Origin of the sequence: Chitinimonas sp. BJB300 (genome assembly GCF_002735695.1) — a bacterium.
Taxonomy (GTDB): domain Bacteria; phylum Pseudomonadota; class Gammaproteobacteria; order Burkholderiales; family Chitinimonadaceae; genus Chitinimonas.
The window spans coordinates 23,728-47,116 of the sequence record NZ_PDZH01000021.1; the positions used below are offsets into that span (position 1 = coordinate 23,728).

Here is a 23,389-nt window from a genome sequence, read left to right on the forward strand (position 1 = left end):
GCAGGCTGGCACTTTTATCGCCTTGCCGCTGTTCTGGGGCCTGGCTGGGCATGACCCATTTCATGGGTCATCTACACTGCAAGAAACGCAGCGCTCAGTACGGCGAATTCCACGACATCCACAAACTGCCCATTTTTCCAGGCAGCCTCGATGCGGCGCCCTTCTTCTCGCATGCCCAGTTTGAACGCCAATGCCATCATCCCCACGTTGTTGGCATAGGTGCCACAGTAGATGCGGTGCAGGCCCAGTGCCTTGAAACCATGTTCGATCAACAATAGGCTGGCCTCGTAACCGATGCCGGTCCCCCACACGCTGCGATCCCCCAGCAAGATGGCGAACTCGGCTGAACGATGGCGTGGATGAATCTGGTTGAGCACGATATTGCCAACATGGCGGCCACTTTCGGCGATCACGATGGCGAGCATCAGGCTGTCTTGGCGGTTTTGATTACTGCGGATGAATTCCCGTGCGGCTTCCCGGCTGAAGGGGAAAACATGGTGGCTGTTGCCAGCACAGGCTTCCGCATCGTTCAGCCACGTAACGTAATGGCCATCGGCATCGGCTTCGCTCAGTGCGCGCAGGTGGACTCGCGGGCCACGTAGAAAGGGTGGTGCGGCACTCATGCTTTTCCCTCACGCAGGCTATCAAGTTGGGTCAAAACCTTCTCCCAGGCATTGGCGATACTGTCGACATCGGCTGGCGTAAGGCTGGCATGCACATAGTCGGCATAAAGCAGTGTTTCAAAATGCATCCGCTCGGTAACTGGGCACAGCCCACGCGCGTAGTTCAACTCGCCCTGGTAACCTGGGTATGTAAACGGAAAGCCATCACGGCCAATAGCGATCCGCTGCTGGTACATCGGTTGCAGGTAAATTGGCTCGACATAGCCTTCGCCGACCGGAATCCCTTCAGCCCGCAGTGCCTGCGCCAGCCGCACGCGTGAAACACCGTTGCTATGGGCGTCATATTTAATGGCGTAGACATACCAACCATGCTCAACATCGGGCGAAACCACCGGTATGCTGATACCGGGCAAACCCGCCAACCGCTGGCTTAGCCGAGCGGCATTGGCTTGCCGGGTGGCAAGCAGGGCCGGCAACTTTTTCAGTTGCTCTGCCGCAATCGCCGCTTCGATTTCCGTCATCCGATAGTTGAAACCAACCAGATTGACGAGGTTGGTTTCAGCCTTGGGCTTGGCCACCGCCTCGGCATGATTGCGAATCAACCGCATCCGTTCCGCAAGATCGGCATCGGCAGTCACGGCAATACCGCCTTCTCCGCAATGGATGGTCTTGTGGTAGTTGAGGCTGAACACGCCGATATCAGCCAAAGTACCGCTATATCGGCCCTGATATCGGGCACCGGGTCCCTGGGCGTTGTCTTCAATCACCCGCAGGCCATGCTGGCGCGCGAGGGCCATGATGGGTTCGAAGTCAGCAGGCTGGCCAAAGATATCCACCACAATGATCGCCTTGGTACGCGGTGTGATCCGCGCTGCAATCGTGGCAGCCGACAGGCAGAAGGTGTCAGGGTCAATATCGGCAAATACCGGTATCGCCCCATATACCACTGCGGCAACTGCTGAAGCCGACATGGTGTAGGGCGATACGATGACTTCATCACCTGGGCCGATGCCCAGCGCGCCCACTGCGGCATACAGGCAGGACGTGGCCGAATTCATCGATACGGCATGGGGAATATCAAAATGTCTTTCCCACGCGCGCTCCAGCGCTTGTACCCGGTCGCCACCATAGAAATCCGGGGTCCATGCTCCCAGAAAACGTGACAGCACCGCACTATCGAGCACCGCATTGACGGCAGCCCGCTCTTCCGGCCCCAAGGTGTTGTAGGCAGGAAGCGGCGCATTGCGCACGGCTTGGCCACCCAACAAAGCAAGTTGTTGCGTCATACCAGTACCATCCGGACACTTCCCATTCAGGCCAACAGCACTGTGAGCACATCCAGCACGCGCTGGGCCGACAAGCCATCAAGCGAGGGTGCTTGCGGCCTGGGCCCGGTCAATGTATCGACCAACGCTTGCGGCAACCGGACAGCATCGTCGCAGCGGTGGCTGAGACCTGAACGATTCGAGGGTAAGGGGTCGCTCGCTAGGCCGCCGGGTTGGTAACTCAGTACCCGACAACCGAGGTAGCACGCTTCAAGCAGCAGCATCGAATGGATGCCCACCACCATATCGGCACAACTAAGCAAATCATGAGCCAATGCAGACGGCGCTATCCGTGTATTCGTCCACATCTGACCCGCGCCAGTAAAATCAGCCAGGTCTTCACGCGGATGCGGTTTGATGCGTAATGCAATGGGCCGTGCCAGCGTCACCAAGGCAGCTTCAACATCACGCAGCACCGCTTGCTCATCAATCGCTGGCGGATGCCCCAATTGCCGGGCCATCTGACGTAGCGGTTGCGAGACAAATAGCAACAGGCTTTCATCAGGCTGAAGCCCACATTCGGCGCGTAAGGCCGTGCGCGCCGCCGTACTGAGCCGCCCTGCCCCTTGTGCAATCACATCCAAGGCTGGCTGGCCGGTAATCTGCAGCATGCTGGCATCAAACCCTGCCGCCACCATTTCGTCGCAGGCCAACTGGTCTGGCACCGCGATGCAATCCGGCCAGTGGCGCTGCCCACCCCGTAAAAAGCGCGGTTGATAGTTGCTCCAGAAATCAAGCAAGGCGAGGCTGGGCAACCCCACTTCCTTCGCCGCGGCTATCCAACTTAATTCGTGCTGATGCGGGTTGACCGATGTTGCGCATAGCACACCGACGCTATTACTTAACGTGATGGCCTCTGCTGGCTCTACCAGCCAACCGCGTTCAGCCCACAAGCGTGCAGATTCGGCGTAGGCGAACAGTCGATGCGGCCAGTGTTGCGCACGTAATTGCTCAATTACCGGCGCCAGGGCGTTACCCCCACCCGGGTCGCCAGCAATCACGGCAAGGGGATTCATGGCAAGCGCTCCGCTTTACCGCTGGCGAGCGATTGAATCGCTGTCTCCGCTGCCAACAAAGCAGCCAGCCCATCTTCCGCCGTACAGCGTGGCAGCCGTCTTGTTAGCGTGGCGTCACGTAGGTCTTCCACTGCCGCCAGCAGCAGATCACGCATGCCGCTCTGGTCGGTTTCCTGCAACTGCGGCAGGCGATAGCCTGAGTAAAAAGGGCTGTCTTGCACCGTGTACCAATCGATGCGATGCCCGCTGTCGCTTATCCGTACCCGGCCTAGCGTCGCCACGATATCCAGTTCGAACAGGCTGTAGGCAAGGTGGTTGGTACTGAGCAAACTGGCACGCAGGCCCGATGCCAGTTCAATCCGTAAATCCGGGCTGGGGTCGCTTTCGAAATCTGGCGCACTGCTGGCCCAGGCTTGTAAACGGCTGATAGGGCCGAAGCATTGACGCAGCAAATCCAGCCAATGGCTGCCGTTGTGGCGTATGCCTTTGCCGTAATAGCCGCTCACTTGTTGAATGTTACCCAGCCCGCCTTCGGCAAGGGCGGTTTGAACGCGTGCATGCGCCGGGCAAAATCGGCGTGAATAATTTACAGCCAGTGCACGCTGGTGTGTTGCTGCCAAGTCAACAAGCTCACGCCCCGCTTCAACCGACAGCGCCAACGGTTTTTCCAGCAATATGCCCCGCACACCGGGTGTGGCCAACGCCGCTTTCGCCAGCGGGAAATGCAAGGCATCGGGCGCAGCGATGCTGACCAAATCAAGCTGCCCTGCCGCCAGCATGGCTTGGGCGTTGGTGTAACGTCGTTCGAGCGGGATGCCGTAGCGGTCGCCGCAATTGGTCAGTTTGGCTGGGTCGGCGTCGGCAATCGCCCACAGCGCAACGCCCGCAGCCGCCCGGTACGCCGCGGCATGGGTGTAGATGCCGATGCGCTGGGCATCATCATCGAACTCACAACCGATGCGGCCACAGCCGATCAGCCCTGCGCGCAGATCGCCCTGAGTCATCAGGCCAGTAGCCCCCAAGCCAGCGGCGTACCGCGCTTGATGGCTTTACCCGCCTTGCGGCCCAGCACGATTTCCAATGTTTTTGGGGGCAGGCCCAGCCCAGGCCGGATAGCGCGGATATTGTCAGCAGTGAATACTTCGCCTGCTGCGATGTCCTGCACCACATAGAGCGAGCGGCGAAATACCAAAGATTTTTGCTCGGCGCTGGTTGCACCGTATTGCACCTGTCCCATCGCCTGCCATGCCCGTTCGGTTTCGACCACCAACGATGCCATTTCTTCCGGTTCCAGCGAAAACGTCGAATCCACACCACCATCTGCACGGCGTAAGGTGAAGTGCTTTTCCAGCACCGTAGCCCCCAGCGCCACGGCTGCCACCGCCGCGCCTACACCCATGGTGTGATCCGACAACCCAATCTGGCAGTCAAACAAGTCACGCAGGTGGGGGATGGTGCGCAGATGGGTATTCGCAGGCGTAGCCGGATAGGTGCTGGTGCATTTGAGCAGGACCAAATCCTTGCACCCCGCAGCACGCGCCGCCCGGACGCTTTCATCGAGCTCCGCCACATTGGCCATGCCGGTGGAAATGATCATCGGCTTGCCCGTAGCGGCCACCCGGCGAATCAAAGGGATATCGGTATTTTCAAAGCTTGCGATCTTGTAGGCCGGTACATTCAAGGATTCAAGAAAGTCCACCGCGGTTTCATCAAACGGTGTCGAAAACGCCAACATACCCAGCGCATTGGCTCGCTCGAAGATCGGCTTATGCCATTCCCACGGGGTGTAGGCTTCCTGGTAAAGCTTGTACAGCGAGGTGCCGGCCCATAGGCTATTAGGGTCGGCAATATGGAATTCGCCCTCATCCAGGTCCAACGTCATGGTTTCAGGCGTATAGGTTTGCAGCTTGAGCGCATGCGCACCGGCTTGGGCGGCGGCTTCGACAATCGCCAGTGCCCGTTCCAGCGATTGGTTATGGTTGCCGCTCATCTCGGCGATCACAAAGGGCGCTGCATCGGCACCTATTGTGCGGTGGCCAATCTTGAAGCTATGCATGGATCCCATCCCTTTCGGCACGAATATCGACCTACGGATACTGCCCCAAACCACCTCTTCCGCTACAAAATACGTACAAAGTGCGTATCGGCCTGCTGGTAACCTGCCTGCCGAAACAATTTTATCGAAGCCGCATTCCCCGGCAGGACCGTTGCATCGATAGCAACAACATCCGGCCAGTGCTGGGTAAGCTGTCTATCGCCCATCGCCAGCAAAGCTTGCCCCCAACCCATGCCCTCCTGCCCTGCAAATAAATAGATCGACACCTCGGCGCGCTCAGCTTGAGTGGCGGACCGGTCATAACGCAGCATGCCAACCGAGCCCCCGGGCCCCTCGCCGATCAGCAAAAGCCGGTCCGGCCGTTGCAGGGTACGGGTCAACCAGCTTAGATGCTGTTCCCAAGCAATAGGGGCCGAATCCAATGACCAACGCCGAACTAATGGTGCATTGCGGCCATCAAACAATAATTGCGCATCATCCAGCGTTGCCCGCCGCAGCTGCAAACACCGAGTCAACAAGGCAGCAGCGACACGCCGGGCACCCTGCCCATCGACCAACGCGCGCGAATGCTGGGCGTAGCCCCGACGGACGTTGATGTCGGCAGACATCTCACCAATGGCTTGTTGCAGGTGCTGCACGCTGACAGTTTCCGCCAGCCCAAGATAGCGGTGCACACCCATCAAGGCCAGTTGTTCGGCATTGGCGTGTTGGTTTGCAGCAACGGCGATACAGATCGTCGGCAGCCCCAGGGCGGCGCGTTCCCAACTGGTGCCCCCCCCTGCGCCGATAAACAGGTCGGCCTCGCGCATCAATGCGGCAAAATCGCTGACAAAACGATGCAATCGCCACAGCGTCTGGCCAGCGGCACGCTGCTGCAACTGCGCCCAAGCGGGGTTGGCCGCTCCGGCCACAATGTCCACTTCCAGTTGGGGAAAAGCGGCCAGCGCATCGAGCGCCTTGAAGGTTTCACCACCCGCATCCACGCCGCCAAAACTCACGACAACGTGGCGAATCTGTGGGGCAATGACGATAGGTTCACCCGTAAATTCCGGCCGTAACAGCGCGTAATGGGGGCCAAGCAGTGCTTGGCATTGTGCAGGTATCAAGCGGGCATAGGCCGCCGTATTCGCAGTCTGATTTTGGTCCAGCAGCAAATCAGCATCATGCTGGCGATTGGCAAGGTCGTCGATGACGGCAATATGGCCCGCCATAGACCGCGCAGCCTGCTGCCAACGTGCATCCAAGCCGTAATGGTCAACCAGCAGCCAGTCAAATGCTGGCTGTGAGGTAAACGCTGCTTGCACGGCCGCAAAATCCGCTTGCCAGTCGATGGATGCTTCTATATCGGAAGGGACAGGGTCTTGCGGATAATGACTTGGCAACCCGATGGCCGGAAAACCTTGCTCGGCAATCTGTGCCAGTGCATTGCCCGGCAAGCTGCGACAGGCAAATGTCACCACTGCGCCACCCTTGCGTAAGGCTTGCGCCAACGTCAAGCACCGTGCCACATGGCCAAAACCGATGGCCAGTGAAGCATCCGCCCGAATCAACACCTTCACACGAACTCGCCACTGGCTTGCAAGGCGCTGTATAGGTATTCAGCCCGCAGCCAATCTTCCGGGGTATCGATATCCTGCACCAGATGGCGCGGCAAAATCACTGGCAGGGCGGCGGGCGAAAAAATCACCTCGCCGTTCAACCAAGCCGTTGCCCGCCCCCAATAAAACTGACCGGCATCGTGAAACGCCTCTTCCAGGTCTTGCGAGCGGGTATTGCGGTACTGCGGATAAAGCGCATCCACACAACCCTCGGTGGTGATTCGAATGGCACGCTGCACCGGAAAGGGAAAACTGGTCACCGAAAACGCATAGGCCTTATCGGGCTGGGCCGACAGCGCGTAGAAGCCGGCTTGCAGGTATTTGGGCTGGACAAAGGGCGCAGTCGCGTAGAGGCAACAGGCCATGCAGACTGCCTCCCCTTCGGCTTGCAGCACCTGAATCGCATGCTGGATGACGGCGATCGTGGTGGTATGGTCATCAGCCAATTCGGGAGGCCGTCGGAACGGCACCTCAGCCCCAAGCGATGCCGCCAACTCAGCGATTTCGTCGTCGTCGGTGCTGACCACAATGCGGTCAAACAACCCTGCCGCACGCGCTGCTTTGATGGCGTAGGCAATCATCGGCTGGCCGTGGAATGACTTGATGTTCTTACGCGGAATCCGTTTGCTGCCGCCGCGCGCCGGAATAATGGCAACATTACTCATGGCCGCAACGCCGCACGCAGTTGCACCACCACTTCATCTTGCTGTGCATCGGTGAGACCCGCATACATAGGCAGGCTGATCGCTTCAGCGTAATAACGCTCGGCCTCAGGGAAGTCACCGGGCCGAAACCCCAAGGCGGTGTAATAAGGCTGCAAGTGCACAGGAATGTAATGCACATTCACGCCGATGCCGCCAGCCCGTAGCGCGTCGAACACGTTTCGATGGCTCTGGGTAATACGGTCCAACTGCAGACGCACGACATACAGGTGCCAGGCCGACTCTGCACCGGGCTGGCGGGTGGGCAACTGCAACGGCAGCCCCGCCAACAGTTGGTCATATCGCGCCACCAATGCGCGCCGGCGCACCAGGAAGTCATCGAGGCGTTGCAGCTGCGAATAACCCAACGCCGTTTGCACATCGGTAATGCGGTAGTTGTAGCCCAGCTCTATCTGCTGGTAGTACCAAGGTCCATGGCTGTTGCCCTGCATCTGCGCCGGGTCACGGGTAATACCATGGCTACGCAGGCGTTGCAGGCGCTGGGCCAAGTCGGTACGGTTGGTCAGAATAGCCCCGCCTTCACCCGTCGTGATGATCTTGACCGGGTGGAAGCTGAAGATCGTCATATCGGCATAGTCGCCGCACCCGACCGGGCGTCCCAAATAGCTGGCCCCGACGGCGTGTGAGGCGTCTTCGATCACCGCAAAACCATACGCCTTGGCCAGCGCCCCGATGCGCGCCATGTCACAACTCTGGCCGGAAAACGCCACGGCAACCAGGACACGTGGCAGATGCCCCGCCCGCTTGGCGTCGACCAACTTGGCTTCGAGCTTGTCGACATCCAGATTCCACGTAGCAGGGTCGATGTCGACGAAATCCACTTTCGCACCGCAATACCGGGCGCAGTTGGCGCTTGCGACGAAGGTATTGGGGCTGGTCCACAGAGTATCGGCAGGTCCAAGATCCAACGTCACACAAGCCAAATGCAGCGCTGCCGTTGCATTACATACGGCCACCGCATGACGCGCCTGACAACGGGCTGCCAACGCCTGCTCGAATCGCTCGATGGCCGGCCCCTGAGTCAGCCAGTCGGACTCCAGCGCTTCCACCACCGCTGCCACATCTTCAGGACTGATTTGCTGGCGGCCGTAAGGGATCATGGTGTCTGGCGGTCCAGTTGGGTAAGTTCGGCAATGCTGAAATAGTGTGGATTGGTATCCGACACGTATTCAAAGCCTTCCGGCACCCGCTGGCCACGCTCACCCAGGCCATCATGCTGGTAATCGTCCTGCACAATAAAGCTGATGGCCGGCGCAATGACATAGTGGCGCGAAAACTCGAAGGTATGCAGCGCATCGTCGCGTGAAATCATCATCTCATGCAGCTTCTCGCCAGGACGGATACCCACGACATGCTGCTGCAACTGTGGGGCCATGGCGGTGGCAAGGTCGACGATGCGGGCTGATGGAATCTTGGGCACAAAGATTTCACCGCCATGCATACGGGCGAAGTTCTCCATAACAAACGTCACGCCCTGGTCCAGGGTGATCCAGAACCGTGTCATGCGTGGATCGGTTATCGGCAATGACTTACCGCCCTCGTTGATCAGCTTGCGAAAGAAGGGCAGTACAGACCCACGTGAACCGACCACGTTGCCATAGCGCACCACGGCAAAACGGGTTTTGTGGGTGCCGGCGATATTGTTGGCAGCAACAAACAGCTTGTCGGACAACAGCTTGGTTGCACCGTAGAGGTTGATCGGGCTGGCGGCTTTGTCGGTAGACAGCGCAATCACTTTTTCGATGCCGTTTTCGATGGCGGCATTGATGACGTTCTCGGCGCCCGACACATTGGTGCGTATGCACTCGGTAGGGTTGTATTCCGCGGCGGGCACTTGCTTGAGGGCTGCGGCATGCACCACATAATCAATGCCACGCATGGCTTGGCGCAGCCGGTCGGCGTCGCGCACATCGCCGAGGAAATAGCGCATACAGGAAGCATTGAGCACTTGCTGCATTTCGAACTGCTTCAGTTCATCACGCGAAAACACCACTACCCGGCGGGGTTTGTGGCGTTCGAGCAGCGTGCGGATAAACTCCCTGCCGAAGGACCCAGTCCCTCCGGTGATCAGAATGGCTTTGTTGTCAAACATGCTCACTCTCGGTTTCTGTTTCAGATTGACGTTCTCGCATAGCAACCACTTGAAGCGCATGGCTCGCGTCAAATCACTATGCAATCAACCTTAGAAGCTGCGCGCGCCCACATCAATCACAGCTTGGCAGAACACCTCACCAGAGGTCACAACAATTGCATTAAGGCCTCAATCCTCCGGGGGCAACTGATTGGGAAACAACACTTCGGTAAAACCAAACTTGCTCATATCGGTGATGCGCATTGGGTAAAGTTTGCCGAACAGATGATCGCACTCATGCTGCGCCACCCGGGCATGGAAGCCACTCGCCTGGCGATCAATCGGCTGCCCGTTCTCGTCCATGCCTTGATAACGCAAATGCTCATAGCGCGGCACGACGCCGCGCAGGCCCGGTACACTGAGGCAGCCTTCCCAGTCGTCGGCCATCTCATCGCTCAATGGCGTCAGCACCGGGTTGCAAAGAATGGTGTAGGGCACGGCTTCCGCATCGGGGTAGCGTGGGCTCTTGAAGCCGCCAAAAATGGTGATCTGCTTGGACACACCGATTTGCGGCGCGGCAATGCCCGCCCCGCTCATGGCGACCATGGTGTCCTGCAGGTCCTTGATCAACGCAGCCAAGGCCGGTGTGCCGAACTCTTCCGGCCGGATCAGATCTGCGGTTCGCAGCAAGATTGGATTACCCATTAGTACTATGTCGCGTACTGCCAATTTCAAACTCCTTCTACTTTCACTAAGGCCTCCAGCATGCGATGCACATGCTCGATGGCTGCCTGAAATATGGTCTCAGCCGCGGCGAGGTCGACCTTGTGCAGACTATTGCCACGCCCTGCCGCCCAGTTCGAGACCACCGCGATGGCGGCATAGCTCAACCCGGATTCACGCGCTAAAGCGGCTTCCGGCATACCCGTCATGCCCACCATGTCGCCACCGTCGCGGGCGATACGATTGATCTCCGCAGCGGTTTCCAACCGTGGGCCTTGGGTCGCCGCATAGACACCACTCTCGATCAAGGTCTGCCGGCTGGTCTTAGCCGCCTGCAGAATGCGCCGGCGCAACTTCGGGCAATAAGGCTCGGTAAAGTCACTGTGGGTAACCGGTTTGTCGCCACCTTCAAAAAAGGTATGGCGACGGCCGTAGGTGTAGTCGATCAGCTGATCGGGCAACACCAGCATTCCCGGTGCCAAGTCTTCGCGTATGCCGCCTACTGTGCAGACAGAGACTATCCGGGACACCTGTTGTTCCGCCAACGCCCAGATATTGGCGCGGTAGTTGATTTCGTGGGGTGGAATGGTATGGCCGTAGCCATGGCGCGCGATAAACACCACGTGATGGTCGTTGATTTCGCCAAAAGTAAGCGCACCGGATGGTTCACCGTAAGGCGTGCGGATAACCTGGCGGTGTGTAATCTTGAGGTTCTTAAGCCGGGTCAGCCCGGTTCCTCCAATAATGGCCAGCATACGCCTCTTCCTCTTTTACTTGGTATGACTCATTGTAGGCGTGAAAGCCGGCTGAGAAGCAAGCAGGCCGCGGCTTGTGGCGAAATCCACAAGCCGCGGCTCTGGTACAAGCCTGTTATATCGCGGTTTCTAAGGAAAGCGTGTAGTAACGAAATGTTTCGTCAAGCTGCCAGCCATGCTTTTTATACAAAGCCTGGGCGGTGTGATTAGCATGCGCAGTAGAAAGCTGCAGATAGGCTGCGCCCGTGGATTTGCCATGGTCGCGCGCAATATCCATCAAAGTACCAGCCACACCAGCTCCTCGCGCGCTGGGCGAGACATAAAGGTCGTACAGCAACCAGATTGGCGCCATGGCGAGTGAACAGAAGCTTGGGTAATGCTGCATAAAGCCCACCGCCTTACCCTGGGCTTCAGCCAGAAACACGGCGGATTGCCCGGATTGCAGGCGCATGCTCAAATAGGTGCGCGCTGCACTCTGGTTACTGGTCAATTTGTAGAATTGTCGGTAAGCATCAAAAAGCCGGCTGGCTTCCTCAAGGTCATCACCCGGTTGCAGTTGGTAGACCTGCATCAGAAACCCTCACTGGCACAAAATTGGCGCAAGAAGGCGCGGAAATCGGTGCCTACTTCGGGGTGTTGGGTGGCAAACGCCAAGGTAGCCTGCAAATAGCCCAGCTTGGAGCCGCAGTCATAGCGTATCCCTTCAAACGGCAGCGCCAATACGCGCTCCTCTTCCAGCAAGGCCGCGATGGCGTCGGTCAGTTGGATTTCCCCCCCTTTGCCCGGTTGCGCGGTTTGCAGATGGCGGAAAATACGTGGGCTGAGGATATAGCGCCCGACGACAGCCAAGGTAGATGGCGCATCTGCCGGCTTCGGCTTTTCGACGAGACCACTGATTTTGAGGTAACCACCACCATTACGGCTGGCAACAACAATGCCATAGGACGCCGTGTCTTCACGCGGCACTTCCTGTACGCCAATCACCGAGCTGTGCGTTTCGTCGTACAGCTCAACCATTTGCTGCATTACCGGTTTTTCGGCGGCAATCAGGTCGTCGCCCAGGATGACAGCGAATGGCTCGTCCCCCACCAGCGGACGGGCACACAGCACAGCATGGCCCAACCCCAGGGCTTCGGGCTGGCGAACATAGGCGCAGCTGACATGCTTGGGCAGGATATTACGCACCAACTCCAGCAACGCATGCTTGCCCTTGGCTTCCAGCTCGGTTTCCAGCTCGTAGGCTTTGTCGAAATGGTCTTCAATCGCGCGTTTGTTACGGCCCGTCACGAAAATCATGTCGGTAATGCCGGCTGCTACGGCCTCTTCCACCGCGTACTGGATCAGCGGTTTATCCACCACATTCAGCATTTCCTTCGGGCTGGCCTTGGTGGCCGGCAGGAAGCGGGTGCCGAGACCCGCTACCGGAAAGACGGCCTTGGTGACCTTTTGCATAGGTTCTTCCTACCCGGCATGGCCGGCTTCTTATTGTTCGGATTGCGTTGCAAGCAAGGCCAGCAGTCCGGCCTCATCCAGAATGCGGACGCCTAGTTCCTGTGCTTTATCAAGCTTGGAACCGGCGGCTTCCCCCGCCACCAGGTAATCGGTTTTCTTGGAAACCGACCCAGCCGCCTTGCCGCCCGCCGCCTCAATCAACGCCTTCGCATCATCGCGGCTCAATGTGGGCAACGTGCCGGTAATGACCAGCGTCTTGCCTAATAAGGGGCCCATTGGCACGGCTTCGCTGGGCTCGAATTCAGACCAGCTGACGCCATTGGCACGCAGCTGTTCAATGACCTCCCGATTATGCGGCTCCTGCAGGAAGTCACGAATCGACTGCGCTACCACAGGGCCCACATCGGGCACCGACTGCAATACCGCCAGCGCTGCCAGCTCATCTTCGCGGCAAGCCGCGTCGATCAGCGCATCGAGCTTGCCAAAGAAGCGTGCCAAATCCTTAGCGGTGGTCTCGCCCACATTGCGTATGCCCAAAGCGAAAATTAACCGCGCCAGTGTGGTTGTGCGGCTCTTGTCGATTCCGGCAAGCAAATTGGCTGCCGACTTCTCTGCCATCCTGTCGAGCTCGGCCAATTTGAGTATGCCCAGCCGGTATAAATCGGCAGGCGTGCGTACAAGGCCCACGTCCACCAATTGGTCCACCAATTTGTCGCCCAAGCCTTCGATGTCCATGGCGCGCCGGCTGGCAAAATGCCATAGCGCCTGCTTACGTTGGGCGGTACATACCAACCCACCCGTGCAACGATACGCAGCTTCGCCTTCCTCGCGCACTACGTGCGAGCCGCACACTGGGCAGTTGCTTGGCATTTCGAAGGGTGCGTACTTTGGTACTTGGCGGGTTTCGATCAGGTCAACCGCTTCTTCTTGCATCGGCCGGCGATCGAGCACGACATCAACGACCTCAGGAATGACATCGCCCGCCCGACGCACGATGACGGTGTCGCCGACACGCAGGTCCAACTGGCGAATCCGGTCGATATTGTGCAAGGTGGCATTGGTCACTGTGACGCCGCCGACAAACACCGGGGCCAGCCGGGCGACCGGCGTGATGGTGCCGGTTCGGCCCACCTGGACATCAATGGCTTCCACCGTGGTCAGCATTTCCTGAGCCGGATATTTGTGCGCCACAGCCCAGCGGGGCTCTCGGCTCACAAACCCGAGCTGCTGTTGCAATTCACGGCTATTGACCTTGTAGACCACGCCGTCGATATCGAATGGCAGGCTATCGCGCTTGGCGGCAATGCTGGCATGGAAGGCGATCAAGCCCACCGCACCTTCCGCGACAATCCGTTCGCTGCACACCGGCAGGCCAAAAGCCCCCAATGCATCCAACATGCCGCTATGGGTTGGAGGGATCTCCCAACCGACTACTTCACCCAGCCCATAGGCAAAAAAGCGTAATGGCCGCTTGGCGGCGATTTTCGAATCCAGTTGGCGCACCGCGCCGGCAGCCGCATTGCGCGGGTTGACGAAGGTCTTTTCACCCAATTCGCGCTGGCGGGCATTCAATGCATCGAATGCGTCACGGCGCATATAGACTTCACCCCGCACTTCCAACACTGCAGGTGCTTGCCCGGTAAGGCGCAGAGGAATCTGGCCAATGGTGCGGATATTCTGGGTGACTTCCTCACCAGTCTCGCCGTTGCCCCGTGTCGCGGCACGCACCAACAGGCCATGTTCGTAACGCAGGCTGATGGCCAAGCCGTCAAACTTGAGCTCAGCGGCATACACCACTGCCGGCGCATCAGCCGGCAAGCCCAGGTCACGGCGCACCTTGGCATCGTAATGCTCAGCGCCGGCAGGACCGGCATCGGTTTCCGTGCGTATCGACAGCATCGGCACAGCATGTTGCACCGGTACAAAGGCCGCGACAGGACGGCCCCCTACGCGCTGGGTAGGAGAATCTGGGGTTTTCAGTTCAGGGTGGGTAGCTTCCAGCGCTTCAAGCTCGTGGAACAACCGATCGTATTCGGCATCGGTTACGCTGGGCGTATCCAGGACATAGTATTCATGCCCATAACGGCATAGCAGTTCACGCAGCTCGGCTGCGCGTTGGTTCGGTAAGGACATATCTAAGCAAACAGACGCAAGGCCGCCATGCTGCCTGCGGCAATGCCGCGTTCGTCCATGCGGTCGTAGATCACGATCAATTGCTTTTGGATGGCAGCCAGGTCGGCTGGTTTAAGGGAACGGTTTTCATCGTCGACAAGATCACCACCCAGGGTAAGAGCCATTTGTTGCGCAAGGTCGGTCATGCGCTCGAAAGCTTCCTCACCACCGGCAACACGCGGCACGTCCAGCAACAGGGTTATCGAGGGTGTCTCTTCCAGGGCATCGAGTGGGCGATGATGGCGATCCGCCAACTTGAACAAGGTCTTGCCCGACTCAGACCGTAAGTGAAAAACCCCATCGCTTTCCAACACCATGCCGGCGGCTTCCGCCATGCCATATATACGGCTGATGGCAAACGGATTGCGGCTGGAAACGATATTGAGCCCGATCACCATATCGACCTCGGCACAAAAAGCATCCAACTGCTGGGCGACGCGCAGCTTGTCTTCCCGGCGCGGGAAGGTGGCAACCCCCCCGGCCTGTTCGGCCAAGGCCGTCACCTGCTCGCTGAACATCATCATCTGCGCCTCACTAAGCGACCCCTGCCGATCAACCAGTTGCAGACCGATGCGCAACTCGCTATAGCTGCCGCCCGGGCGGATCACTTCCCATTCGTCCGACGTGGACAAACCCAATGTCCTCACACGTTTCCCAACCTCAATCGCCGTGATGTCCGCAAATTCGATGGTGTCGCCGGGATGAAGCTCGGCAATATAGTCCAGCGCGGGGTCGAGTATCGACACAGCCAAGGCCAGGGAATCAGTCAACTCCAATTCGGGGGGCGCGCTGGCGGCGACCTCTGCCGGCGGAGGCACAAATGCGGCGGCACCGGTCAGCGAGGGTTCCATGCGCGCACCGCCTTCGCCCTGGCGGACCATGTTTTTCGGCGTTTCCAGCAAAACGTCAGGATGGCTGCGAGCAAACGCGGCGGCGGCACGCTTCTTGAAGCGCCATTCCTGCCAGGCATTGAAGCCCCACACACAAACAACGAGGGCAACGCCAAGGCCAAGGGTGATGAAGTGAAATTCGGTCATGTTTGCTTGTCTGATCAGGGCGTGGCTTAGAGAACCTGCTTAAGATCTTGCTGCGCTGCCATCGGGGAAGGCATTGCACTTCACCGAAGGGCGCTTGCTACAGATCGTAAACAAACTCTTTTTAAAGAGTCCTGTGGGACATGGAGCCCGAGCTTAGCGGATGACGGGACATGCGCCAAGCCAAATGGCATTCTGCCCACAGCGATATAGTCGATTGTTCGAACCGCTTCCACCTAATAGGCGCTTAGAACCCGTTTACGATCTTACTGCACAGCCGACATCTCACGCATTTGCAACGCTTCTTGAATATCGACGGCCACCACACGAGACACGCCCTGCTCCTGCATGGTGATACCAATCAGCTGGTCAGCCATTTCCATGGTCAACTTGTTGTGGCTGATATACAAAAACTGCGTACGGCTGGACATGCGTTTTACCATTTCGCAGAAGCGCCCGGTATTGGCGTCATCCAGTGGCGCATCCACTTCATCCAGCAGGCAAAACGGTGCAGGGTTAAGCTGGAATAACGAGAACACAAGGCTCAGCGCCGTCAACGCCTTCTCCCCGCCCGACAGCAGATGAATCGTGGCGTTCTTCTTACCCGGCGGCTGCGCCATGATCTGGATACCGGCATCGAGAATTTCCTCACCCGTCAGAATCAACTCGGCGTGCCCCCCACCAAACAGCAAGGGAAAGAGCTCTTGCAGGCTGCCATTTACCGCATCAAAGGTCGATTGCAGCATAACGCGTGTTTCCCGGTCGATCTTGCGGATGGCGGATTCCAGCGTATCCATCGCCTGCGTCAGGTCATCTGCCTGGGCATCCAGGTACGTCTTACGTTCGCGGGCAGCATTGAGTTCATCCAGCGCGGCAAGGTTTACATTACCCAGCGCATTGATGCCCTGCCCCAGCCGGCCAATTTCTGCTACCAAACTGGTAACTTTCAGGCCATTACCGATCAGGGGCAACAATGCCGCCACATCCGCCTGCGCCTCCAACAACTCCTGCTCAAACCGCTCCAGCGCCAGGCGCGCTTCCTGTTCTTTCAGCCGCAGCTCGCCCACTCGCTCGCGCAACGGATCAAAACCGGTTTCGATCTGCTGTTTTTCCAATTCCTTCTCGCGCAGGGCATTGGTCGTGGCATTCGCGGCATCACGCGTGGCAGCCAGTTGACGCTCCATTTCCGCGCGCTGGTTGACGGCATCTTGAAAACCAACATCAAACTCACCTTCGTCGATGCCCTCCAGGTCAAAGCTCACCTCATCCAACCGCAAGTGCGCTTCTTCCAGTTGGCTGGCCAGCTCTTGGCTGCGTCGTTGCAGCTCGGCAAGCCGTGCATGGGCAGACTGGCGGGCAAAGCTGGTTTCCTGCGCTTGTCGCTCCGCTTGTCGCAAACGCCCACGCTGCGCTTCCAACGCAGTCTCGGCCTCCGTCTTGGCAAGCCGGATTGATTGCACACGTTGTTCCAGGGCTGGCTGGTCGCGGCCTGCGACTTCCGCCTCGTCACGCACGGCTTCCTGCTCCAACGCCAACTCAGCTGCCTCTTCTGCGAGGTCGGCCTGTTCACGCTCTAGGTCTGCCAGCCGGACACGGGCCTGTTCGGCTGCCTGAATAAGGCGCGCAACTTCAACTTGCCGCTCGCCGCGCTGCTGGCGCATTACATCCAGCTTCTGGCGCGCATGCTTCAATTCGTTATGCAGTTCACCCAGCCGTTGCTCTGCGGCATGCAAAGCCTGCCCCGCCGCTTCCAAAGCGGGGCCAATCACCGCCAGCCTAGCTGCCAAGTCCGCCAACTCCTTTTCACGCTGCAATACCCCGGCGAGCGCATTGTCGGGCGCATGGAAATGCATCGCGTGCCGGCTGGCTGAATGCCCGGAACGGGCCACAACCAATGCGCCCGGCGCGAGTTGGCTTTGCATATCAGCCAACTCGGCGTCTTGGGTAACGCAGTGCACCATGGCGAGCCAATCCTGCAGCGCAGCTTGCACGGCCACATTGCTGCTATGCACATGTTGCAACAACGTATTGGCCAACGGTTGGGCAGCCGTCGCCCCGCCCCCCGCCGACAATACGGTAAGACGCGCCGGTGCAATTGCAGCGGCTTCGGCAGTCTGGCCTATCACCGCATTCATGCGTTCACGCAGCACTGCTTCGACGGCGGTTTCCCAACCCGGCGTAATGGTTAACTGGCGGAAAAAACGTGGCGCGTCGGAAAGGCCCTGCCTGGCCAGCCACGCATCCAACGCTTTGTCGGCACCGGCTTGCGCCTGCAATTTGTCCAACGCATCGTGGCGGGCGCTAAGTTCTGCTCGCTCCGCACGCAATTTTTCCAATTCGTGGCGATGATCCGTCCGAGCTGCTTCCACACCATGTAGCAGCCCTTCCAATTGGCCCAGCCGGTTCTGGGCTTCTTCCAACGCCAGGGTCAGCTCTTCCAATTCGAGGCGCTTGTCCGCCAAGACGTCGGCGTCGGGCACCGGCAGGTTGCGCGCTTCGGTCGCCAATTTCTCACGCCGTAGTTGCAACTGGCCCAGGCTACGTTCCAGATGTTGCAATTGTTGCTCGGCCAGCTGGCGCGATTGACGTGCGTGGGAAAAACTCAGTTGCGCTTCGCTCAGCGCGTTGTCGTGCAACTTGTAATCGGCTTCGAGGCGCGGCAACGCATCCTGCTCGGCCAGCAGATCAGCCTGGGTTTCTTCCTGCGCCAATGCGGCTTCATCGTGCTTGAACTGCCATTCTTCCTGCTCAGACGCTACCGTCTGCTGCGCACGTCCCAGCTCATCAAGGCGCTGACGCGCCTGCTGCTGCTGCTGGGTCAATCGCTGGCGGGTTTCACGCAGATGCAGCAGCTTTTGCTCCATACGTGCCACCGTGGCGCTGGCATCCGCCAGGGCTGTTTGGGCGACGCTGACGCGGTCGGTCGCGTCGTAATGCTGCTCACGTAGCAATTCGATGGTGGCTTCGGTGTCGCGCAGGCGGCTTGTTTGCGATTCCAAACCGGTCTGGGCGGCAGCAATCTCGGCCCGGAAAGTGGCTTCATCACGCTCGGCATCGAGCTTACGTTGCAGGGCCAACAGATTCTGCTTCTCGGCCAAGCGGGCTTTCATCTCATGAAACTGGGCAGCGACGCCGGCCTGGGTTTCCAGTTTTTCCAGCTGGCCCGTGAGTTCCTGGCGGATATCATCCACGCGTTCGAGGTTTTCACGCGTGTCGGCAATGCGCCCCTCGGTTTCCTTGCGCCGTTCCTTGTATTTCGATATGCCCGCGGCTTCTTCCAAAAAGGCGCGTAGTTCTTCCGGCCGGGCTTCGATGATGCGCGAGATCATGCCCTGTTCGATCACGGCATAACCCTTGGTGCCCACGCCCGTGCCCAGGAAAAGATCGGCAATATCACGGCGGCGGCATTGAAGGTTGTTAATGTAGTAAGACGACTCGCCCTGCCGGGTCAGCAAGCGTTTGATGCTGATCTCGGCATATTGGCTCCAGGCACCCGCCGCCCGGCCTTCGGCATTGTCGAATACCAATTCGACTGAGGCGCGACTGACTGACTTACGACTGGTCGATCCATTGAAGATCACATCCTGCATCGATTCGCCACGCAGCTGCTTGGCGCTAGACTCACCCAGTACCCAGCGTACCGCGTCGATTACATTCGACTTGCCACAACCGTTGGGCCCGACAACAGCCACCAACTGACCCGGCACTGGAATAGCTGTTGGGTCGCAGAAGCTTTTAAAGCCGGCAAGTTTGACGTGGGTAAGGCGCACGCAGGCAATCCAATGGTGTAAGAGCAGCGGATTGTAAACGATGACAGCCCGCCTGCTACGATCGAGACTGAACCGCTGATAAAGATCGAGAAGATGACGACACGAAGAAGCACGCTGATACTGATTGCCCTTCTGCTGCTATTTGGCTGTGGCAAACAGCCCAAGCTTAACCGCCTTGCAAACGACGCGACGATACTGGCATTTGGCGATTCGCTGACCTTTGGCACCGGCGCCACACCGGAGACCAGTTACCCCACCATGCTGGCGAGCCTGATTGCACGGCCTGTCATCAATGCTGGCGTACCAGGCAACACCACAGCCGACGGCCTCACCCGTTTCGCTGCCACGCTGGATGCCACGCCACCGCGCTTGGTCATATTATGCTTAGGCGGCAATGACTTCTTGCAGCGCAAGCCGCAAGAGGAAACCATCGCCAACCTGCGTGCCATGCTGGACGAAGCCAAACGCCGCAATCTGCCCGTGTTACTTGTGGCGACGCCCAAGCTGGCGCTGGGTTTGAAAGTGCCCGACTTCTACGCTGAGCTTGCCAAGGAATATCAGCTGCCTCTCGAATCAGAGTCGCTGGTGCGCATCCTGGCGGACAACAAGCTCAAGAGCGACCCTATCCACCCCAATGCCGAAGGCTACCGCCAACTGGCCGAAGCGCTGGCCGAGCGCTTACGCAAAGCTGGTGCAGTAGCCAACCACTAATTCTCTCGACTCAAATCGCCACGCATCGGTGGGCAAACCTTCATTGCCTCTACCCACCGATGGCGATCAATACCAACCTAACGAATGCTAGAAGCGGAAGTTGTCAGCACTAGGCACTGCCGAACTGCCACAAGCCGGTGTGCTGACTTCCCGGTTGCCACTGGCTGACGCTTGTTGGCTCTCCCAGCTTGCCGTACTGCCGTCCCATTTCACGTATTTGTATTGCACCAGCGTAGCGGGCGGCAGCTCCACAGTACCGTGCCACGTGGCATTGTTGTCGCCGCCCTGGCTACTGAGCTTGAATCCCTGGGCAGGTGTCCAGTCGCCCAATATCGTTTGGTTACCAACCACATAGAGATTTTGCCCAGCCAGTGTTGCGGCATTGGCAATGCTGAAGCTGACGGGCACCGTTGTGCATTCCGCCAGCTTGCCCTTGGTCCACACAGCATATTGGTTGCCAGACGTACGCAACGTCCAACCTGCGCCGGGTGACCAATCGGCCGGGCCGATCTTGACAGCAACCTTATTGTCGACAATCGCCGCATAAAGGCCACTTTCAGCACGCTGAATCGCTACTTCTGAGGTTGAAGTGATGCTTTGTTCATTGCGCAGCAAAATCAAGGCTTTGATGGCGTCACGCAGCCGCCATTGATACACATGTGGGGCATATACACTGGGAATCCCTGGGTGGGTCAACACATAGGCATAGCCTTGTATCACCTTGTCGCACGGTACCGGCCAATGGTTCTGGCCCACGCCACAACTTTCGGATGGGCCGGTGTCGTGGTTATCGACAAAGGTCACCATTTTCTGCGCATTGCGGCCTATGCCACCCGCGGGCTTGCCGGCGCTGTCGCGCAGCCGACCGTATTCGTTGTAACGCAACGCCTGGTTCAGCAGGCCTTTGGTAGTGAAGTCGAATACCCCGCATTTGCCACCGGTACCTTCAACATATTTCAGCAAGCCCTGCCGATGCGCATCGACCGCATTGAAATCCAGGTCAGTCCACACCTCGCCCACACAGAAATTGGGCCGCATGGCGTCGTGATAGCCACCTGCATAACGCGGCGCATAGCCCTTGGCGTAATCGAACCGTATCCCGGTGAAACCCACGCCCTTGAGCCGCGTCCCCAGCCAGCTTTTGATATCGATTTGTACAAAGGCTTGGCTATGGTCGATATCGCGGGCTGCGTCAAAACCATCGCCCGAATCCTTGTTGCCGCACTTGCCGGTCCATTCGTCTTCCTTAACCACGGCGCGGCAGTCCCAAGTGGGGTTGGTAAAGTCGCCCCAGTCGGTTGAACCGATGCGATGGTTGATGACGATGTCAGCCACGCTCTCTATGCCTTGGGCTTTGAGTACTGAAATTGCCGACGTGAGCGCCCCTTCGCTGCCGTAGCTAGAGTCAAGCTTGTTCAATTGGCGGGGCAGATAGCCTTCCGGCGAGCCGGCGTCGGAGGGCGGTGGAAACCAAACGTGCGTGATGCCCAGGTCTTTCAGGTCGGCCGCTTTCGATTGTAAATCGCCATAAAACGCGCCATTGGCTGAATGCCAATGGAAGCTCTGGAATAATACGGCAGTGCTGGATTTGGCTTGCTCCGTGGCGGCAAACCCGGGTAATGCACCTGCCAGCAGGCTGGCAAGCAGGATGTGTTGCAGCTTCATGTTGTCACTCATGTCGTTGTTGTTTTGATTAATTTTTTTATTGGCTTCAGGTACTACTGGAAATACAGGTTCGATCGGTGTAGTGCTCCTTTCGTCAAGGGTTTGGGGCGGTATGCAACGCCATGGGAATCAACCATCCGCATGGGTATCTGCAGATTTTGGCCGACTTTGATGCGAGCCATGCCAGACTATCCGGTAAAATCAGTCCTTTCGAGGCCAATCAACCAAATACTGCCATGCGCACCATGCAAGTCATTCTCGCCAATCCCCGCGGCTTTTGCGCCGGGGTGGATCGCGCCATCGCCATTGTAGAGCGCGCCCTATCGCAGTTCGGCGCACCCATTTATGTGCGTCACGAAGTGGTGCACAACAAATTTGTGGTGGAAGACCTCAAACGAAAAGGGGCCATTTTCATCGAAGACCTGGCCGAGGTACCCGCCGGTGCAACCTTGATTTTCTCGGCCCACGGTGTGCCCCAATCAGTGCGGCGCGATGCGGAAGCGCTCGGCCTCAAGATATTCGATGCCACCTGTCCTTTAGTCACCAAGGTGCATCTGGAAGTCAAAAAGCTACGCGAAACCGGCTTTGAGATCGTCATGATCGGCCACAAAGGGCACCCGGAAGTCGAGGGCACCATGGGCCAGTCCAACGGTGGCATGTACCTGGTGGAAGACGTGGCCGATGTGGCAAAGCTGGTCGTCACCGACCCGAGCAAGCTCTCCTACGTCACCCAAACCACCTTGAGTGTGGACGACGCCGCGATCGTAGTCGATGCCTTACAGAAACGGTTTCCCAATATCGTCGGGCCGAAGAAAGACGACATCTGTTATGCCACGCAAAACCGCCAGGATGCCGTCAAACAGTTGATTACGGAAACCGACGTTGTGGTCGTGGTGGGTTCGGTCAACAGCTCCAATTCCAACCGCCTGCGCGAAGTTGCCAGCAATGCCGGGCTTGATGCTTACCTGGTCGACAACGCCAGCGAACTCAAGCCCGAATGGTTTGCCGGCAAAAGCCGGATTGGCGTCACAGCGGGGGCCTCTGCCCCTGAAGTGTTGGTCAAGGAAGTCATTGCCCGTATTAGTGAGTTTGGCGCTCAGGACGTACGCGAGATGGATGGCCGGATTGAAGGCATTGTGTTCTCGCTGCCCAAGGGCCTAAATACCACGCAATAGTCTATCTAGAGATTGAGAGCTTTGACGAATGCTCTGGATTAATGCGCTAAGTTCCAATCTGCAACCAACTTATAGAGGCTGCTTGACATGGAATCAACGCTGCTTTTCAATTTAGAGATTAAAGACTGGGCTGTATTAATCGCAACGCTTCTAGGCCCAATATTAGCGGTTCAAGCACAAAAGGCAGTAGAGACATTCCGAGTAAAAAGAGCTAGAAAAATCAAACTATTTGGAACACTTATGGCTACCAGAGCTGGACGAATTGCGCCAGAGCATGTGCGTGCTCTAAATATGATCGACCTCGTATTCTATGGTGAACAAACTCTTGGTATCCACCGTAGAAGCAGTAAAGAGCAAAACATCCTAGATGGGTGGAAAGAATACCTCGACCACCTTAATAACTGATGTTACGCAGTGCATACGATAACCTGTCGCCATGAAGAACAAAGAACTCGATTTGTACACCGACTATTTGCTGAGCACGTTTGGTGCGGCGACAGCAACGGGCTTGTCGGCGATGG

General features: G+C 58.1%; 20 protein-coding genes. 3 read left to right on the top strand and 17 right to left on the bottom strand.

The window, feature by feature from the left end; translation table 11 throughout:
• Positions 1 to 71 precede the first annotated feature (71 nt).
• From CSQ89_RS05475 to smc, 16 genes are all read right to left on the bottom strand, one after another.
• Positions 72 to 623 carry a GNAT family N-acetyltransferase gene (locus CSQ89_RS05475; protein WP_099405178.1) on the bottom strand — a complete coding sequence of 184 codons (552 nt, stop codon included), beginning with the start codon at positions 621 to 623 and terminating at the stop codon, positions 72 to 74.
• The gene (locus CSQ89_RS05480) at positions 620 to 1,909 is read right to left on the bottom strand and encodes a DegT/DnrJ/EryC1/StrS family aminotransferase (protein ID WP_099405179.1); all 1,290 of its coding nucleotides are present in this window, start codon (positions 1,907 to 1,909) and stop codon (positions 620 to 622) included. Before CSQ89_RS05480 ends, CSQ89_RS05475 begins: the two co-directional genes overlap by 4 nt.
• Positions 1,910 to 1,935: 26 nt before the next feature.
• Positions 1,936 to 2,964 (bottom strand): hypothetical protein, encoded by a 1,029-nt coding sequence (locus CSQ89_RS05485; protein ID WP_099405180.1) that lies wholly within the window; start codon positions 2,962 to 2,964, stop codon positions 1,936 to 1,938.
• A complete protein-coding gene (locus CSQ89_RS05490; protein WP_099405181.1) occupies positions 2,961 to 3,968 on the bottom strand; it encodes a Gfo/Idh/MocA family protein in 1,008 nt (335 codons plus the stop codon). Before CSQ89_RS05490 ends, CSQ89_RS05485 begins: the two co-directional genes overlap by 4 nt.
• Entirely contained in the window at positions 3,968 to 5,020 is a 1,053-nt protein-coding gene (gene pseI, locus CSQ89_RS05495; protein WP_099405197.1) for a pseudaminic acid synthase, read from the bottom strand. The genes CSQ89_RS05490 and pseI overlap by 1 nt, the downstream gene beginning before the upstream one ends.
• A gap of 62 nt (positions 5,021 to 5,082) precedes the next feature.
• The gene (pseG, locus tag CSQ89_RS05500; RefSeq protein ID WP_099405182.1) at positions 5,083 to 6,579 is read right to left on the bottom strand and encodes a UDP-2,4-diacetamido-2,4,6-trideoxy-beta-L-altropyranose hydrolase; all 1,497 of its coding nucleotides are present in this window, start codon (positions 6,577 to 6,579) and stop codon (positions 5,083 to 5,085) included.
• The gene (gene pseF, locus CSQ89_RS05505; protein ID WP_099405183.1) at positions 6,576 to 7,283 is read right to left on the bottom strand and encodes a pseudaminic acid cytidylyltransferase; all 708 of its coding nucleotides are present in this window, start codon (positions 7,281 to 7,283) and stop codon (positions 6,576 to 6,578) included. The genes pseG and pseF overlap by 4 nt, the downstream gene beginning before the upstream one ends.
• Positions 7,280 to 8,440, bottom strand: coding sequence for a UDP-4-amino-4,6-dideoxy-N-acetyl-beta-L-altrosamine transaminase (pseC, locus tag CSQ89_RS05510; RefSeq protein WP_099405184.1), 1,161 nt, complete (start codon positions 8,438 to 8,440; stop codon positions 7,280 to 7,282). The genes pseF and pseC overlap by 4 nt, the downstream gene beginning before the upstream one ends.
• Positions 8,437 to 9,432, bottom strand: a complete 996-nt coding sequence (gene pseB / locus CSQ89_RS05515; RefSeq protein ID WP_099405185.1) for a UDP-N-acetylglucosamine 4,6-dehydratase (inverting) — start codon at positions 9,430 to 9,432, stop codon at positions 8,437 to 8,439. The genes pseC and pseB overlap by 4 nt, the downstream gene beginning before the upstream one ends.
• Positions 9,433 to 9,600: 168 nt before the next feature.
• A complete protein-coding gene (locus tag CSQ89_RS05520; RefSeq protein WP_308418118.1) occupies positions 9,601 to 10,146 on the bottom strand; it encodes a peptide deformylase in 546 nt (181 codons plus the stop codon).
• Complete coding sequence (locus tag CSQ89_RS05525; RefSeq protein WP_099405187.1) at positions 10,143 to 10,889, bottom strand: S-methyl-5'-thioinosine phosphorylase; 747 nt, start codon at positions 10,887 to 10,889, stop codon at positions 10,143 to 10,145. The genes CSQ89_RS05520 and CSQ89_RS05525 overlap by 4 nt, the downstream gene beginning before the upstream one ends.
• Positions 10,890 to 11,004: 115 nt before the next feature.
• A complete protein-coding gene (locus tag CSQ89_RS05530) occupies positions 11,005 to 11,460 on the bottom strand; it encodes a GNAT family N-acetyltransferase (protein WP_099405188.1) in 456 nt (151 codons plus the stop codon).
• On the bottom strand, positions 11,460 to 12,341 hold the full coding sequence (gene galU / locus CSQ89_RS05535; protein ID WP_099405189.1) for a UTP--glucose-1-phosphate uridylyltransferase GalU: 882 nt from the start codon (positions 12,339 to 12,341) through the stop codon (positions 11,460 to 11,462). Before galU ends, CSQ89_RS05530 begins: the two co-directional genes overlap by 1 nt.
• Positions 12,342 to 12,371: 30 nt before the next feature.
• A complete protein-coding gene (ligA, locus tag CSQ89_RS05540) occupies positions 12,372 to 14,474 on the bottom strand; it encodes an NAD-dependent DNA ligase LigA (RefSeq protein WP_099405190.1) in 2,103 nt (700 codons plus the stop codon).
• Positions 14,475 to 14,476: 2 nt separating this feature from the next.
• Positions 14,477 to 15,550, bottom strand: coding sequence for a cell division protein ZipA C-terminal FtsZ-binding domain-containing protein (locus CSQ89_RS05545; RefSeq protein ID WP_099405191.1), 1,074 nt, complete (start codon positions 15,548 to 15,550; stop codon positions 14,477 to 14,479).
• Positions 15,551 to 15,813: 263 nt separating this feature from the next.
• Entirely contained in the window at positions 15,814 to 19,317 is a 3,504-nt protein-coding gene (gene smc / locus CSQ89_RS05550; protein ID WP_099405192.1) for a chromosome segregation protein SMC, read from the bottom strand.
• A 93-nt stretch (positions 19,318 to 19,410) separates the two neighbouring features.
• On the opposite strand from smc, the gene CSQ89_RS05555 reads away from it, so the two are divergent.
• The gene (locus CSQ89_RS05555) at positions 19,411 to 20,028 is read left to right on the top strand and encodes an arylesterase (RefSeq protein WP_099405193.1); all 618 of its coding nucleotides are present in this window, start codon (positions 19,411 to 19,413) and stop codon (positions 20,026 to 20,028) included.
• 87 nt (positions 20,029 to 20,115) lie between these two features.
• Here CSQ89_RS05555 and CSQ89_RS05560 read toward each other — a convergent pair whose 3' ends face one another.
• Positions 20,116 to 21,693, bottom strand: coding sequence for an alpha-amylase C-terminal beta-sheet domain-containing protein (locus CSQ89_RS05560; protein ID WP_099405194.1), 1,578 nt, complete (start codon positions 21,691 to 21,693; stop codon positions 20,116 to 20,118).
• A 236-nt stretch (positions 21,694 to 21,929) separates the two neighbouring features.
• Here CSQ89_RS05560 and ispH point away from each other — a divergent pair, with 236 nt between their 5' ends.
• Together ispH and CSQ89_RS05570 are read left to right on the top strand one after the other, a co-directional pair.
• Positions 21,930 to 22,868 (top strand): 4-hydroxy-3-methylbut-2-enyl diphosphate reductase, encoded by a 939-nt coding sequence (ispH, locus tag CSQ89_RS05565; RefSeq protein ID WP_199065238.1) that lies wholly within the window; start codon positions 21,930 to 21,932, stop codon positions 22,866 to 22,868.
• A gap of 87 nt (positions 22,869 to 22,955) precedes the next feature.
• Positions 22,956 to 23,273, top strand: coding sequence for a DUF6680 family protein (locus CSQ89_RS05570; RefSeq protein WP_099405195.1), 318 nt, complete (start codon positions 22,956 to 22,958; stop codon positions 23,271 to 23,273).
• The last annotated feature ends 116 nt before the right edge of the window (positions 23,274 to 23,389 follow it).